At 43.6% G+C, this 13746-nt stretch carries 13 protein-coding genes; 9 read left to right on the plus strand and 4 right to left on the minus strand.

The features are described 5' to 3' along the window. The first annotated feature begins 144 nt into the window (after window positions 1-144). The 4 genes from L3V30_RS06375 to L3V30_RS06390 all read left to right on the plus strand — a co-directional run bounded on the left by L3V30_RS06375 (window position 145) and on the right by L3V30_RS06390 (window position 2324). Entirely contained in the window at window positions 145-1062 is a 918-nt protein-coding gene (locus L3V30_RS06375; RefSeq protein WP_005393087.1) for an SPFH domain-containing protein, read from the plus strand. Window positions 1063-1065: 3 nt separating this feature from the next. Continuing rightward, the gene (locus L3V30_RS06380; protein WP_237308542.1) at window positions 1066-1527 is read left to right on the plus strand and encodes an NfeD family protein; all 462 of its coding nucleotides are present in this window, start codon (window positions 1066-1068) and stop codon (window positions 1525-1527) included. A 324-nt stretch (window positions 1528-1851) separates the two neighbouring features. Beyond that, the gene (locus L3V30_RS06385; protein ID WP_237308543.1) at window positions 1852-2031 is read left to right on the plus strand and encodes a hypothetical protein; all 180 of its coding nucleotides are present in this window, start codon (window positions 1852-1854) and stop codon (window positions 2029-2031) included. A 110-nt stretch (window positions 2032-2141) separates the two neighbouring features. Then, window positions 2142-2324, plus strand: a complete 183-nt coding sequence (locus L3V30_RS06390) for a hypothetical protein (protein ID WP_237308544.1) — start codon at window positions 2142-2144, stop codon at window positions 2322-2324. Between the two features lie 41 nt (window positions 2325-2365). Here L3V30_RS06390 and L3V30_RS06395 read toward each other — a convergent pair whose 3' ends face one another. From L3V30_RS06395 to zipA, 3 genes are all read right to left on the minus strand, one after another. Continuing rightward, the gene (locus tag L3V30_RS06395; RefSeq protein WP_006742721.1) at window positions 2366-3775 is read right to left on the minus strand and encodes a hypothetical protein; all 1410 of its coding nucleotides are present in this window, start codon (window positions 3773-3775) and stop codon (window positions 2366-2368) included. A 510-nt stretch (window positions 3776-4285) separates the two neighbouring features. Beyond that, window positions 4286-6298: an NAD-dependent DNA ligase LigA gene (gene ligA, locus L3V30_RS06400; RefSeq protein WP_170892676.1), complete on the minus strand. Its 2013-nt coding sequence runs from the start codon at window positions 6296-6298 to the stop codon at window positions 4286-4288. Window positions 6299-6388: 90 nt separating this feature from the next. After that, window positions 6389-7345 carry a cell division protein ZipA gene (zipA, locus tag L3V30_RS06405; RefSeq protein ID WP_237308545.1) on the minus strand — a complete coding sequence of 319 codons (957 nt, stop codon included), beginning with the start codon at window positions 7343-7345 and terminating at the stop codon, window positions 6389-6391. A gap of 251 nt (window positions 7346-7596) precedes the next feature. Between zipA and cysZ the strand changes: the two genes are divergently transcribed. From cysZ to crr, 5 genes are all read left to right on the plus strand, one after another. Continuing rightward, window positions 7597-8340, plus strand: coding sequence for a sulfate transporter CysZ (gene cysZ, locus L3V30_RS06410; protein WP_031780324.1), 744 nt, complete (start codon window positions 7597-7599; stop codon window positions 8338-8340). Between the two features lie 164 nt (window positions 8341-8504). Continuing rightward, entirely contained in the window at window positions 8505-9473 is a 969-nt protein-coding gene (cysK, locus tag L3V30_RS06415) for a cysteine synthase A (RefSeq protein WP_237308546.1), read from the plus strand. Between the two features lie 300 nt (window positions 9474-9773). Beyond that, window positions 9774-10031, plus strand: a complete 258-nt coding sequence (locus L3V30_RS06420) for an HPr family phosphocarrier protein (RefSeq protein ID WP_005382043.1) — start codon at window positions 9774-9776, stop codon at window positions 10029-10031. Window positions 10032-10171: 140 nt separating this feature from the next. Further along, window positions 10172-11896, plus strand: coding sequence for a phosphoenolpyruvate-protein phosphotransferase PtsI (ptsI, locus tag L3V30_RS06425; protein WP_237308547.1), 1725 nt, complete (start codon window positions 10172-10174; stop codon window positions 11894-11896). 121 nt (window positions 11897-12017) lie between these two features. After that, the gene (crr, locus tag L3V30_RS06430) at window positions 12018-12527 is read left to right on the plus strand and encodes a PTS glucose transporter subunit IIA (RefSeq protein WP_005382041.1); all 510 of its coding nucleotides are present in this window, start codon (window positions 12018-12020) and stop codon (window positions 12525-12527) included. An 80-nt stretch (window positions 12528-12607) separates the two neighbouring features. Here the strand turns inward: crr and L3V30_RS06435 are convergent, their stop codons facing one another. Further along, entirely contained in the window at window positions 12608-13732 is a 1125-nt protein-coding gene (locus L3V30_RS06435; protein ID WP_134647980.1) for a flagellin, read from the minus strand. Window positions 13733-13746 lie beyond the last annotated feature (14 nt).

A 13746-nucleotide genomic window follows, 5' to 3' on the forward strand; every position in this document is an offset into this window, starting at 1 on the left:
GCGAAACTTCAACTAAAGGCCGGATATTCCGGCCTTTGTTATATAAAAAACCAATAACCTCTTAAGGTTCTCAGAACTTCAATTGTCTATTGTCTATAAATAGGTAAAAATGAATCGGACATTATGCACTTAAGGGAATAACTCATGCCAATTGATTCACTGATTACCATCGGTATTTTCGTCGTTCTTGCTGTAGTTATCTTATCTTCAGCCATTAAGACGGTGCCACAAGGAAATAACTGGACAGTCGAACGCTTCGGACGCTACACCCATACGCTAAAACCCGGCTTAAACTTGATCATCCCATTTGTTGATAAGATAGGGCAAAAAGTCAACATGATGGAGCGCGTTCTTGATATTCCAGCGCAAGAAGTTATTTCAAAAGACAACGCTAACGTGGTTATTGATGCGGTCGGATTTGTTCAAGTCATCGATGCTGCCAAAGCGGCTTATGAAGTCAACGATTTGGAACATGCCATTAGAAATTTAACTCTCACCAATATCCGTACCGTTTTAGGCTCAATGGAGTTGGACGAAATGCTGAGTCAGCGCGACATGATCAACTCCAAGCTGCTGGCAATTGTTGACCAAGCCACCAACCCGTGGGGTGTAAAAGTCACGCGAATTGAAATAAAAGATGTCCAGCCACCATCCGATCTAACGGCAGCGATGAATGCTCAAATGAAAGCCGAGCGAAATAAACGAGCGGAGATTCTCGAAGCAGAAGGGGTACGCCAAGCTGAAATTTTAAAGGCTGAAGGTCATAAGCAATCGGAGATATTAAAAGCTGAGGGCGAAAAGCAGTCTGCTATTCTCCATGCTGAAGCTCGTGAACGCGCCGCGCAAGCAGAAGCAAAAGCGACTTATATGGTTTCTGAAGCGATTGCCAAAGGCGATATGCAAGCCGTCAATTACTTCATTGCTCAAGGCTATACCGAAGCGATCAAAAGCATTGGTCAAGCCGAAAACGGCAAAATCATTATGCTTCCATTAGAAGCGACCGGACTAATGGGCTCGGTTGCAGGGATAGCAGAGATGTTTAAACAACAAGATAAAGAATAACTTATGGACTTTTTCAGTTTGCTGGAAGGTATCTCTTTCTGGTATTGGCTAGCCTTCGGTTTTGCACTTCTAGCGGTAGAGCTACTTGGGACGGCGGGATATTTTCTCTGGCTCGGAGTTTCTGCACTTATCGTTGGGGCACTAATGACCGTTTTGTCAATGAGCTGGCAATTACAATGGCTTTGCTTTGCAAGTTTCAGCTTAATCACCACTTGGTTATGGTGGCGACGACAATGGTCTCAAGACAAGAAAGAAGACCAAGAAAGAGACCTGAACCAAAAGTATAAGCAGTTAATCGGACGCACACTTACCATTGAAGAGGACTTTTCTGTTGGGCTCAATCGTATCAAGGTTGCCGATACCACGTGGTCGGCACAGTCGGATCAAGCACTTCCAGCAGGAACGCGCGTTAAAATAAAAGATATCGATGGTATTATTTTAATCATTGAGCCTGATTCTAAGTAATTTATGCCAAAGTAATGGGGCAAACTATGCTCCATTACTTTAATCTAAACAACCGCTTTCATTTCATTGATTTAATTAAAATCGAACAAAAAATAAGTAGCATAAATATTATTAATATCCTACCCTCTTCTTCCAATTATTTAATTCTTCATCATACGATAATCAATAAGATAGAAATATATCGATATAAATTATCTTTCTAAATTTATTTTAAAAAATAAAACTTTATTGAATTATTTTTTGATCTTTTTGCCCCCCCATACATACTTAACGCATAAGCATTTAAGTTGAATGCTTTTTATTTGGTAAGTAAGAGGACGTACTATGAAGAAACTTCTCTTTTTAATGTTATGCGGTATCTTTTCTTTTTCTTCCTTTGCCTACACCAACGGAAATGGTGGTACAACTAATTTAGGACCGATAGTCGAATGTAAATTGCCAAGTGGTGATGTCACTAATATTCCAAGTGAAACGTGTCGATTTAGAGGCGGGGAATGGAACTAATATAGAAGTCAGTAGTTAGATATAAAGAAACTATTGATACCTTACTTTTCAGTAAAGTCATTATTTACCCAAGCAAGTAGATATTCAATGTCTACATTAAGGTGATGATTATGAAATTTTTAGCTGGTCTATTGTTAGCATGTTTTGCCCTAGCTCCATTAACGACTCATGCCAATAGTGCTTCAGGTGGTCGTACGCTAGCCCCAGAGATAAAGTGTGAGTTACCAAACGGTAACGTGCATATGCTACCGCCGTTATATTGCAAAATATATGATGGTCGAGAAGTAAAATAAAAAAGGAGCCTAGCGGCTCCTTTTCATTATCTCACTAAGTATTAGTGGAAGCTGTAAGGGATAAGAACTTGTAGACGTAGGTCCGTTTCATCCGCATCACCAGCACCAGCGTACTCATCGCGCTCTAGGATTGTACCGTGTAGACGGATCGTAGAACCTTTCAGTGCGCCACTCTGTAGAGAGTAAGATACTGTCGCGTTAACTGCGTATTCACTTTCGTAATCCCAGTCACCTGATGCACCGCTTGCTGCAGAATCAGCACCAGTACCGTAACCAAAGCCTAGGTAGTAGTTCCAGCCGTTACCTTGGTTGTAAGATAGACGGTTGTACCACGCTAGCTCACCTGCTTTGTTCCAGTCAGACAGTGCATCCCACCACTGAGACCAAGTACCGTTGTTCATACCGTAAGTATGAATTGTACGTGGAACGAAGTCAGCACGGTTGTCTGTGTCTGTGTAGCGTAGCTCAGACATCCAAGCTAGCTTGCCGAAAGATTGATTCAAAGATAGACCAGTGTGGAAACCTAGACCATCGTATTTCACATCATCGTCAACACCGTAGAAATCAAATGCTAGAGTTGTACGGTCACTCACAGTGTACTTCAAGTAAGCCTTGTAAGAAGTGTTGTCAGTTTCGTTGTGGTAGCTAGTTACTTGACCTGCACCCCAGTCGATACCATTTGCATATTGAACGCCAGTAGCTTGACCCAAACCAAGTTGCATAAACAAGCTGTCAGTTAGGTTACCGTTTAGGCCTAGAGAGTGTAGGTAGCTCCATGAAGTATCAGACCAAAGCGCTGGCGCGTAGTCATCTTCGTGAAGTAGCCAAGGTGCTGTAAATTGGTCTGCACCAAAGTAGCTTAGGTTGAAATCACCTAGTTTAGCGTTCAGTTCGAAACCACGGTAAGTACCAGGTACGAAACTCCAAACGTTACCAATAGTACCGTTACCACCCGCTTGTAGCATACCAAAGCGCGCGTTGAAGCTTTCGTTTGCTTTGAACTTCAGTGCTGCTTTGTAAACTTTAAGCTGTTGACCATCACCTGCACCCCAGTCTAGGTTGTTACAAGTTGAGATTTCGTTACATAGGTAGCCTTCGTTTGAATTGTAAAGGCTATCGTTGTAAAGGTCGCCAGAATAGTAAGCCGCAACATCTGCACCAACCCAACCATCGTGGTAGCCAGAAGTAAAGTCTAAAATTGCGTTGTAAGAAGAGTAGTTTAGACGACTCCAACGGTCACCGTTTTCACCGCCAGGCTTACCTGTTGTACGAGTACGAGAACGAGTATCAACTAGAAATAATGCATTAAGACTAGAGTCTTGCATAAATTCGTTCACTTTCTCTACGTACTCGCCACCTGCTGCACTTTCAGTAGACGCTGTAGCTGGAGCAACAGCAACAACACCAAACATTGCTGCGGTTAACGCTGAAACCTTAAAAAATTTGTCCATGGAAAAACTCCTAAAAATGGATATAGCTGTATTTTTCTATCTCACCTTTAGTTGGCCGCCGAAGGAGAGAAGTAAATTCCTGATCAAACCTCATTATTTCTAATTTGGCTTTTTTTAGTTCCTGCATACACACCGTGTATCCACGTGATTAAGACTAACTTCGCAGCTAAAAACATCCAAACGGAACTTATTTTTTTTCTAAAAAAATATGAGCCAGTCCAAAGTTCCATATAAGTTGTTGATCCAGATCTTACTTTTAACAACACCAACATAAAAAGACAGTTAAACATTAAATATCAATAACTTAAAACACACATTAGAATTCCAACTTGAAGTCACTCGCAGACTAAAGAAGTAAAAAACCTTAATAATTCAATGGGAGATCTTGATCACTGAAAAGATAAAAAGCACAAATAACTCAATCAAAAAGCACTTAATTATGAGCAAGAAAAAGCCCCACATGCTTACTATGTGGGGCTTTTAGTTATTTTTTAGCTTTTTTGACAAGACTTAATTCATCAACTCGAGTAAGTCTTGTTCTGTTTTGATCTCGATACCCAGTTCTTGTGCCTTTGCCAACTTCGAACCTGCATTTTCACCAGCAAACAAAATATCCGTTTTCTTAGAAACACTGCCTGTCACTTTTGCACCTAGGGATTGGAGGGCTTCTTTAGCCTCTGTGCGACCTAATTGAGAAAGTGTTCCTGTCAATACGACTGTCTTACCTTCTAACGGTAGCTCCCCTACCTGCTCAGTAGTATTAATCTCTGGCCAGTGGATCCCTTGTTCAAGCAAATCTTTAACCACCGCTTGGTTCTGCTCTTCACTGAAGAAAGTCGTAATATGTTGAGCAACCACAGCACCGATGTCTTGCACTTCAATTAACTGCTCTTCGTTAGCATTTTGGATGGCTTCCAACGTTTTAAAGTGCATTGCTAGGTTTGCGGCGGTTGCCTCGCCAACTTCACGAATCCCCAGCGAATACAAAAAGCGAGGTAACGTTGTTTCTTTGGATTTTTCTAACGCATTCACAATGTTCTGCGCAGACTTTGGCCCCATGCGATCTAATACCGTTAAAATCCCCGCAGATAACTTAAATAAGTCAGCAGGAGTTTTCACCATCTCACGGTCAACAAGTTGCTCGATCACTTTATCGCCTAGACCGTCAACGTCTAACGCTTTACGAGACACAAAGTGTTTTAGCGCTTGTTTACGTTGGGCTTGGCAAACTAAGCCACCCGTACAACGTGTTACCGCCTCTCCTTCGATCCGCTCAACATGCGAACCACAAACCGGACACTGAGTTGGGAAAATAATATCTCGCGCCGTTTCTGGTCGACGCTCTTTGATGACAGAAACGACTTGAGGAATAACGTCACCCGCTCGACGAATCACAACGTGATCACCGATCTTAACTTGCAGACGTTCTATCTCATCTGCGTTATGAAGCGTCGCATTACTTACCGTTACCCCGCCAACAAATACAGGCTCTAGTTTAGCAACAGGTGTAATCGCACCAGTACGACCGACTTGGAATTCCACCTCATTCAACGTCGTCATTTCTTCCTGAGCCGGGAATTTGTAGGCAATCGCCCAACGTGGAGCGCGAGCAACAAATCCAAGACGCTCTTGCACGGCAATATCGTCAATTTTAATGACGACACCATCGATCTCATAAGGAAGGGCATCACGACGCTGCAAGATATCTTGGTAGTAAGCTTTTACATCCGCCAAACTTCCAACTCGCTTGGTCTCCGGGCACATTGGTAATCCCCAAGATTTAATTTGCAAGAAGCGTTCGTAGTGACTTGCCGCCAATTCAGCGCCTTGCACCACGCCTACACTGTATGCATAGAAGCTAAGCGGACGAGAAGCCGTAATGCGTGAATCCAATTGTCGTAAGCTACCTGCCGCAGCATTACGTGGATTAACAAAGATTTTCTCGCCTTTCTTCCTTGCTAATTCATTGAGCTTTTCAAACCCAGCTTTCGGCATAAAGACTTCACCACGAACTTCAAGACGATTTGGCCAGTCATTACCCCTGAGTTTTAAAGGAATGGCTTTAATCGTACGTACATTTTCTGTGATGTTCTCGCCAGTAGTGCCATCGCCTCGTGTTGCCGCCTGAACTAACACACCGTTCTCATACAGTAAACTAACTGCGAGTCCATCCAGTTTCGGCTCACAACAGTATTCTTTCACACTCTGACTGCCCACCCGCTCTTGTGCTCGCTTATGGAAACTATCAAGTTCGCTGTCATCAAACGCATTATCAAGCGAAAGCATCGGTACTTCATGTGTCACTTGGCTAAACGCAGAGAGAGGTTGTCCACCGACACGTTGACTTGGTGAATCTACGGTAATTAAATCAGGGTTCTCAGCTTCAATATCCAGGAGCTCTCGCATTAAGCGGTCGTACTCGGCATCAGGGATCTCTGGGTTATCTTCCACGTAGTAACGCACAGCGTGGTAATGCAACGACTCTTTTAGTTCTTCTAATCGCTGAAGTACTGATTCAGACATAGTAAAGCCCCGTGTATTTTCAATCGGTGAGGTTGGGAAATCCAAGAAAAAGGGCTCCATCCGGAGCCCTATTATTATTTGCTGTTAAGATTATGCGTTAGCGGCATTAAACTCAACTATTTGACGTCGATAAGACGCTAAACGGTCTGGTGTCATTAAGTTACGCTGGTCATCAAGAACGTTGCCACCTAAATCATCAGCAATTTGCTGCGCAGTTCGGAGCATTAAGTTGAAGTTCTGTTCAGCCTCGCCATAACAAGGCAATGTCATGAAGAATGAAATCCCCTTCGTTGTAAACTCAGCAGGATCAGCATGCTCAAACGTACCAGGGTGCATCATATTAGCTACGCTAAACAACACTTTGCCGTTACCGGACAAGTCGACATGACGGTGGAAAATATCCATCTCGCCATAAATTAAGCCGTTTTGTTGCATACTCTCAAATAAAGCAGTACCAACAAATGGCTCTTCACCCGCGCAGTGCACATTCAATACAATCACTTGCATTTCAGGTTCTGGCTTTGGCTCTTCCTTAGGCTCTACAACGACAGGGTCGCTAACCGTTTCGACTTGCTGTTCTTTCTCAGTAATATCAAACGCGGCGGGAATAGCTTCTTCTTCCACAGCAGGCTGGAGTGGCTCTTCAACTACTGGTGCTTGAACAACAGGCTCAACGTCCTCTTCTTTATCTTTTTCTGCAACAAATGAAGGGATGTCATCTGGCTCCTGCTGTGTCTGTGTTACTTCAGATGGGCCACCGAATAGCGGGTCAGATTCAAATTTGTTGTCGAAAGAACTCGCCATCCCAAAATCTGGTTCTTTGCGATCTTTACGAATGATCTCAAAGTCATCTTCAGGAGCGGGAGCGAAGTCTCGTTCTTTCTCGACAAGATCATTTTTGTCCCCTTGGTCAACATCCAGCTTACCAAGCGGCTTGTTACCAAACTTTGCTTTGCCTTCTTTTTTACTGCTCCACAAACCATGAAACAGCAATGCCGCGATGGCTAATGCGCCAACAACAATGAGTACGAATCGCAATTCCTGCATTATTTACTCTCAATATACTTGTTTTTACTACTCGCAGTTCCTTGAGCAGCAACCCAAGTGCAATAAATCTGAATGATACGTTTACTTTACCAAAACTATATGTAGATTTAGAACAACTTAATGCAAGAAGTTCCGTTTTTTGTTGTGATTCTTGCCACGATTCCACTTAACAAGACGTCATTTGTCAGGGCATTGAAAGAAAAGCCCTCACAGGTACAATGAGTTTTCATTTACACGAAGCCAAAATAGACATGAAGCAAAACAATCAGCAGAGAACCGGATTCGGTTATTTTCTATACGGGATACAATTGGCACTTGCCCCTAAAATCAGACGCTTTGTCATCTTACCTCTACTTGCAAATATCTTGCTTGTGGGTGGTGCCATCTTCTATCTATTTTCAAACCTTAATATATGGATCGAAGACTGGATTGGGCAGCTGCCTGAGTTTTTATCCTGGTTAACTTACATTCTTTGGCCTTTACTCGCTCTGACGATACTCGCTACCTTCTCCTATTTTTTCAGCACGCTCGCGAACTTTATCGCCGCGCCATTCAATGGCCTCTTAGCTGAAAAAGTGGAAGAGTACTTAACGGGACAAAAAGTAAATGATGATGGATTCACTGCCGTTCTGAAAGATGTTCCTCGCGTTTTAGCTCGTGAGTGGAGAAAGCTGCTTTACATCTTACCTAAAGCAATAGGCCTATTCCTGTTATTGCTCATCCCTGCCCTTGGGCAAACAGTAGGCCCATTTTTATGGTTTATTTTTACCGCTTGGATGCTCGCGATTCAATATTGTGACTACCCGTTTGATAACCATAAAATCCCATTTAACGACATGCGTTACAAATTGAAACAAAAGCAAGGTAAGGCCTATGGCTTTGGGGTATTGGTGTCTGTGTTTACGACGATCCCAATTTTGAACCTCATTGTCATGCCTGTAGCAATATGTGGCGCAACCGCTATGTGGGTGGCGGAGTTTAAGCACCAACGATAGTCGATTAGAGATTAAGGAAAGGGATCAGCACCAGCTTTTCCCTTTTCTTTTATCGAGTTCTGGGCCAACCTAATAAGATATAACTTTTTAATCCTTTTCCCTTTTTTTCATACCGCATATTCTTCTATCCATATTCACACAACGTGTAATGAAGGAACATCACTATGAGCAAAATCTACGAAGATAACTCTCTTACTATCGGTAATACACCTCTCGTTCGTCTAAACAAAGTAAGCAAAGGCAAAGTTCTCGCGAAAATTGAAGCGCGTAACCCTAGCTTCAGTGTTAAGTGCCGTATCGGTGCAAACATGATTTGGGAAGCAGAGAAAGCGGGGCTTCTTAAGCCAGGTGTAGAGCTTGTAGAACCTACCAGTGGTAACACAGGTGTTGCTCTAGCATTCGTAGCGGCCGCTCGCGGTTACAAGCTAACATTGACCATGCCTGAATCAATGAGCCTAGAACGCCGTAAGCTACTTAAAGCACTGGGCGCTAACCTTGAGCTGACTGAAGCGGCGAAAGGCATGAAAGGGGCGATTGCTAAAGCAGAAGAAATCGTAGCAAGCAACCCTGAGAAGTACCTACTTCTTCAACAATTTGACAACCCTGCTAACCCAGAGATCCACGAAAAGACTACGGGCCCTGAGATTTGGGAAGCGACAGACGGTGAAATCGACGTATTCGTTGCTGGTGTCGGTACGGGCGGTACTATCACAGGTACAAGCCGTTACATCAAAGGTGAAAAAGGCAAAGCCATCACTTCTGTCGCAGTTGAGCCAGCAGAGTCTCCAGTTATTGCCCAAGCACTTGCTGGCGAAGAAATCCAACCTGCTCCGCACAAAATCCAAGGTATCGGTGCTGGTTTCATCCCAGGTAACCTCGATTTAGACATTATTGACCGCGTTGAACAAGTCACCTCAGAAGAAGCGATTGAGATGGCTCGTCGCCTAATGGAAGAGGAAGGTATCCTAGCTGGTATCTCATCTGGTGCGGCTGTTGTTGCAGCCAACCGACTTGCAGAACTCCCTGAATTTGAAGAAAAAACAATTGTAACCGTTCTACCAAGTTCAGGTGAGCGTTACCTAAGCACAGCACTCTTTGCAGGTATCTTTACCGAAAAAGAGAACCAACAATAATATGTGTTCAAATCAATTTTTAGTTTAAAAAAGCCCCGTTTAGGGGCTTTTTTGTTGATCCCTGCCCTACCTTTGGTAATATCAGGGTGTTTTATTTCTAGCTTCAAAATAAAGAAGCAGAACACAAAAAGGTTTCAAAGTGATTACGCACGCAAACAGTTGCGTAGTTACCAAACTTTTGACTAGTATCAGAACTGACGCGCTTTGAACTCTTCCCGTGCTAGCGCACAAGATGTAAAGCAGTTAAGCTAAAATCTAGTCACAAACTAACAAAAAAATACATTTATTGGGGTATATCACATGTACGAGAAGCAAGTAGAAATCACAGCAGAAAACGGCCTTCACACTCGTCCAGCTGCACAGTTTGTTAAAGAAGCAAAAGCATTCGACGCAGACATCACTGTGACTTCTAACGGTAAAAGCGCTAGCGCTAAGAGCCTATTCAAACTACAAACACTAGGCCTAGTAAAAGGTACTCAAGTAACTATTTCTGCTGAAGGCCCACAAGCTCAGCAAGCAGTTGACCACCTAGTTGCACTAATGGACCAACTACACTAATCCGGTCTCCTACTCCAGAAGCCATTTTGTGAAAGCAAAATGGCTTCGTTGGAAATAGGCTCAAAACTAAGCTAAAACTATTCGTTAGCGCACCCATTATTCTCCCGTTTTATAAAGTTGACCAAACTTAAGGTAAGGCTATGATTTCAGGCATCCTAGCATCTCCTGGTATTGCAATCGGTAAAGCACTACTACTTCAAGAAGATGAAATTGTCCTAAACACAAACACTATTTCTGACGATCAAGTAGAAGCTGAAGTTCAGCGTTTCTTCGACGCTCGTAACAAATCTGCAGCTCAGCTAGAAACTATCAAGCAAAAAGCGCTTGAAACGTTTGGTGAAGAAAAAGAAGCGATCTTTGAAGGTCACATCATGCTTCTTGAAGACGAAGAGCTAGAAGAAGAGATCCTAGCACTTATCAAAAACGACAAGATGACTGCGGATCACGCTATCCACTCAGTTATCGAAGAGCAAGCATGTGCTCTTGAGTCACTAGATGACGAATACCTAAAAGAACGTGCAACTGACATCCGCGATATCGGTTCTCGTTTTGTGAAAAACGCACTGGGTATCAACATTGTTTCGCTTAGCGACATCAATGAAGAAGTTATCCTAGTTGCTTACGACCTAACACCATCTGAAACGGCACAGATTAACCTAGACTACGTTCTTGGTTTTGCTTGTGATATCGGCGGTCGTACATCTCACACTTCAATCATGGCTCGCTCTCTTGAGCTTCCAGCTATCGTTGGTACTAACGACATCACGAAAAAAGTTAAGAATGGCGATATGCTGATTCTTGACGCGATGAACAACAAGATTGTTGTTAACCCATCAGAAGCTGAGCTAGAAGAAGCAAAAGCGGTTAAAGCGGCATTCCTAGCTGAAAAAGAAGAGCTAGCGAAACTGAAAGACCTGCACGCAGAAACGACTGACGGCCACCGTGTAGAAGTTTGCGGTAACATCGGTACAGTGAAAGACTGTGACGGTATCCTCCGTAACGGCGGTGAAGGTGTTGGTCTGTACCGTACTGAATTCCTATTTATGGACCGTACTGCACTTCCAACTGAAGAAGAACAGTACCAAGCGTACAAAGAAGTTGCAGAAGCAATGAACGGTCAAGCTGTGATCATCCGTACAATGGATATCGGCGGCGATAAAGATCTCCCATACATGGATCTTCCAAAAGAGATGAACCCATTCCTAGGCTGGCGTGCTGTACGTATCAGTCTGGATCGTCGTGAAATCCTTCGTGATCAGCTACGTGGCATCCTACGTGCGTCTGCACACGGTAAACTGCGTATCATGTTCCCAATGATCATCTCTGTTGAAGAAATCCGTGAGCTTAAGAAAGCGATCGAAGAGTACAAAGAAGAGCTACGCGCTGAAGGCCACACATTCGACGAAAACATCGAAATCGGTGTTATGGTTGAAACTCCTGCAGCTGCAGCGATTGCACACCACTTAGCGAAGGAAGTATCTTTCTTCTCTATCGGTACAAACGACCTAACTCAGTACACGCTAGCGGTAGACCGTGGTAACGAGATGATCTCTCATCTTTACAACCCACTATCACCAGCAGTACTAACCGTGATCAAGCAAGTTATTGACGCTTCTCACGCAGAAGGTAAATGGACTGGTATGTGTGGTGAGCTTGCAGGTGACGAGCGTGCAACGCTTCTACTTCTAGGTATGGGTCTGGACGAGTTCTCAATGAGCGGCATTTCAATCCCTAAAGTGAAGAAAGTAGTTCGTAACTCTAACTTCGCAGAAGTGAAAGCAATGGCTGAAGAAGCCCTTTCTTTACCAACAGCTGCAGAAATCGAAGCAGTGGTAGAAAAGTTTATTGCTGAGAAAGCTCAGTAATCGGTAGTACCAAGTAATTCAATACTTAATGGTCATTAGACGGCGAAAAAAGTCGTCTAATGCGCTATATTGGTATACTATAATTCGACAGAATAAAACCAAACCTTAGGAGCATGACACAATGGGTCTGTTTGACAAACTTAAGAAGCTTGTATCTGATGACAGCGCTGACGCTGGTGCTATCGAAATCATCGCGCCACTTTCTGGTGAGATTGTAAACATCGAAGACGTGCCAGATGTTGTTTTCGCTGAGAAAATCGTTGGTGACGGTATTGCTATCAAGCCAGCAGGCAACAAAATGGTAGCTCCTGTAAACGGTACTATCGGTAAGATCTTCGAAACTAACCACGCATTCTCTATCGAGTCTGACGACGGTGTTGAGCTTTTCGTTCACTTCGGTATCGACACAGTTGAACTAAAAGGCGAAGGCTTCACGCGTATCGCTGAAGAAGGTCAAACTGTTAAAGCTGGCGACACTGTAATTGAATTCGATCTAGCTCTTCTAGAAGAGAAAGCGAAGTCAACGCTAACTCCAGTTGTTATCTCTAACATGGACGAAATCAAAGAGCTAAACAAGCTTTCTGGTTCTGTAACTGTTGGTGAAACTCCAGTTCTACGTGTAACTAAGTAATTTTTACTTAGCCGAACACGAAAAAACGCTGCCATTGGCAGCGTTTTTTATTACCTGAAGTTTATGCTTTCTTACCAGATTCAACTGAGTAGACCAAGTGCCGAACTCGGCCTTTGTTTTGCCTGAGCCAATAACGCAGTTGTCGCATCTTGGAGCACTTGAGAACGCACCATTTCCGTAGATTCTCTTGCGAAGTCTGTATCTCTTATTCGACTCTTGGATTCCGTAACACTCCGATTCACGGTATTTAAGTTATCCACCGAACCATTTACACGATTCTGAAAGCTGCCAATTTCACTTCGGTGCGAATCAACGTACTTGATCGCTGCATCAATCACCCCAATTGAAAGCTGCGCCTTACCAGCCGTCGACATATCGATGTCATCCATTGTGACTAATTGACCAGTGCTTATATCAAGCTCATCCGCTAAACTGCCTTCTAACTCCACTCCTTCTGGCGTATTCATCGTAGAGGCAAAGAATTGCAGTTCATTTTTTTCCGTTACTGAGGCACTCACTACCGATTGTTGAGCATTGATGTAAGTGGCGACCTGTTCTATGCGATCACCCAATTTGAGCCCAATGGATTCCGTTTGGGTTTGCCCTTTACTGTCTTGGTATTCGACTTTTAGAGTTTGGTTATCTTTAGTGACTCGCCAATCTTTATCGACCGCATCACCAACATAATGCTGCCCTCCCATCTCTGGGATATGGCTACGCATGTTACGTAACGTCAAAGAGATTGAATTAGCGTTCGCGCCAATATGAAAGCTTTGCGAGCCATAAGAACCATCAAATAAATTTTTATCCGCAAATGTTGTCGTGATCGCGACACGATCAAGCTCATCCTGCAGCGCTACGACCTCGTATTGGATGCTTTGTCGGTCACTGGTATCGTAACTACCATTTGCCGCTTGAAGCCCTAGAGAGCGTAACCGTTGCAAAATATCACTGCTCTCATGTAACGCGCCTTCCGCGGTTTGCGCGACCGAATAAGCATCGTGCGCATTTCTTAAGGCGACATCAAGCCCTCTCGTTTGCACATGGAGAGTATTCGATATCTGTAAACCTGCCGCATCATCACTCGCCGAGTTAATTCGAAAACCAGAAGTTAGGTTGCGTTGTGACTCGACGTTTTGCGCTGCCGCTTGACTCAGGTGTCTCTGCGCCACCATCGCGGCAACATTGGTATTTAAAGAGACCATCTAATCGATATGAG

This window comes from Vibrio sp. A1-1 (genome assembly GCF_021728175.1).
GTDB lineage: Bacteria > Pseudomonadota > Gammaproteobacteria > Enterobacterales > Vibrionaceae > Vibrio > Vibrio diabolicus.

Coding starts and splice junctions, on each gene's coding strand:
- cysZ (WP_031780324.1), top strand. CDS start 7,597: ATGAAGCAAAACAATCAGCAGAGAACCGGATTCGGTTATTTTCTATAC.
- cysK (WP_237308546.1), top strand. CDS start 8,505: ATGAGCAAAATCTACGAAGATAACTCTCTTACTATCGGTAATACACCT.
- L3V30_RS06420 (WP_005382043.1), top strand. CDS start 9,774: ATGTACGAGAAGCAAGTAGAAATCACAGCAGAAAACGGCCTTCACACT.
- L3V30_RS06380 (WP_237308542.1), top strand. CDS start 1,066: ATGGACTTTTTCAGTTTGCTGGAAGGTATCTCTTTCTGGTATTGGCTA.
- ligA (WP_170892676.1), bottom strand. CDS start 6,298: ATGTCTGAATCAGTACTTCAGCGATTAGAAGAACTAAAAGAGTCGTTG.
- zipA (WP_237308545.1), bottom strand. CDS start 7,345: ATGCAGGAATTGCGATTCGTACTCATTGTTGTTGGCGCATTAGCCATC.
- L3V30_RS06395 (WP_006742721.1), bottom strand. CDS start 3,775: ATGGACAAATTTTTTAAGGTTTCAGCGTTAACCGCAGCAATGTTTGGT.
- ptsI (WP_237308547.1), top strand. CDS start 10,172: ATGATTTCAGGCATCCTAGCATCTCCTGGTATTGCAATCGGTAAAGCA.
- L3V30_RS06375 (WP_005393087.1), top strand. CDS start 145: ATGCCAATTGATTCACTGATTACCATCGGTATTTTCGTCGTTCTTGCT.
- L3V30_RS06435 (WP_134647980.1), bottom strand. CDS start 13,732: ATGGTCTCTTTAAATACCAATGTTGCCGCGATGGTGGCGCAGAGACAC.
- L3V30_RS06385 (WP_237308543.1), top strand. CDS start 1,852: ATGAAGAAACTTCTCTTTTTAATGTTATGCGGTATCTTTTCTTTTTCT.
- crr (WP_005382041.1), top strand. CDS start 12,018: ATGGGTCTGTTTGACAAACTTAAGAAGCTTGTATCTGATGACAGCGCT.
- L3V30_RS06390 (WP_237308544.1), top strand. CDS start 2,142: ATGAAATTTTTAGCTGGTCTATTGTTAGCATGTTTTGCCCTAGCTCCA.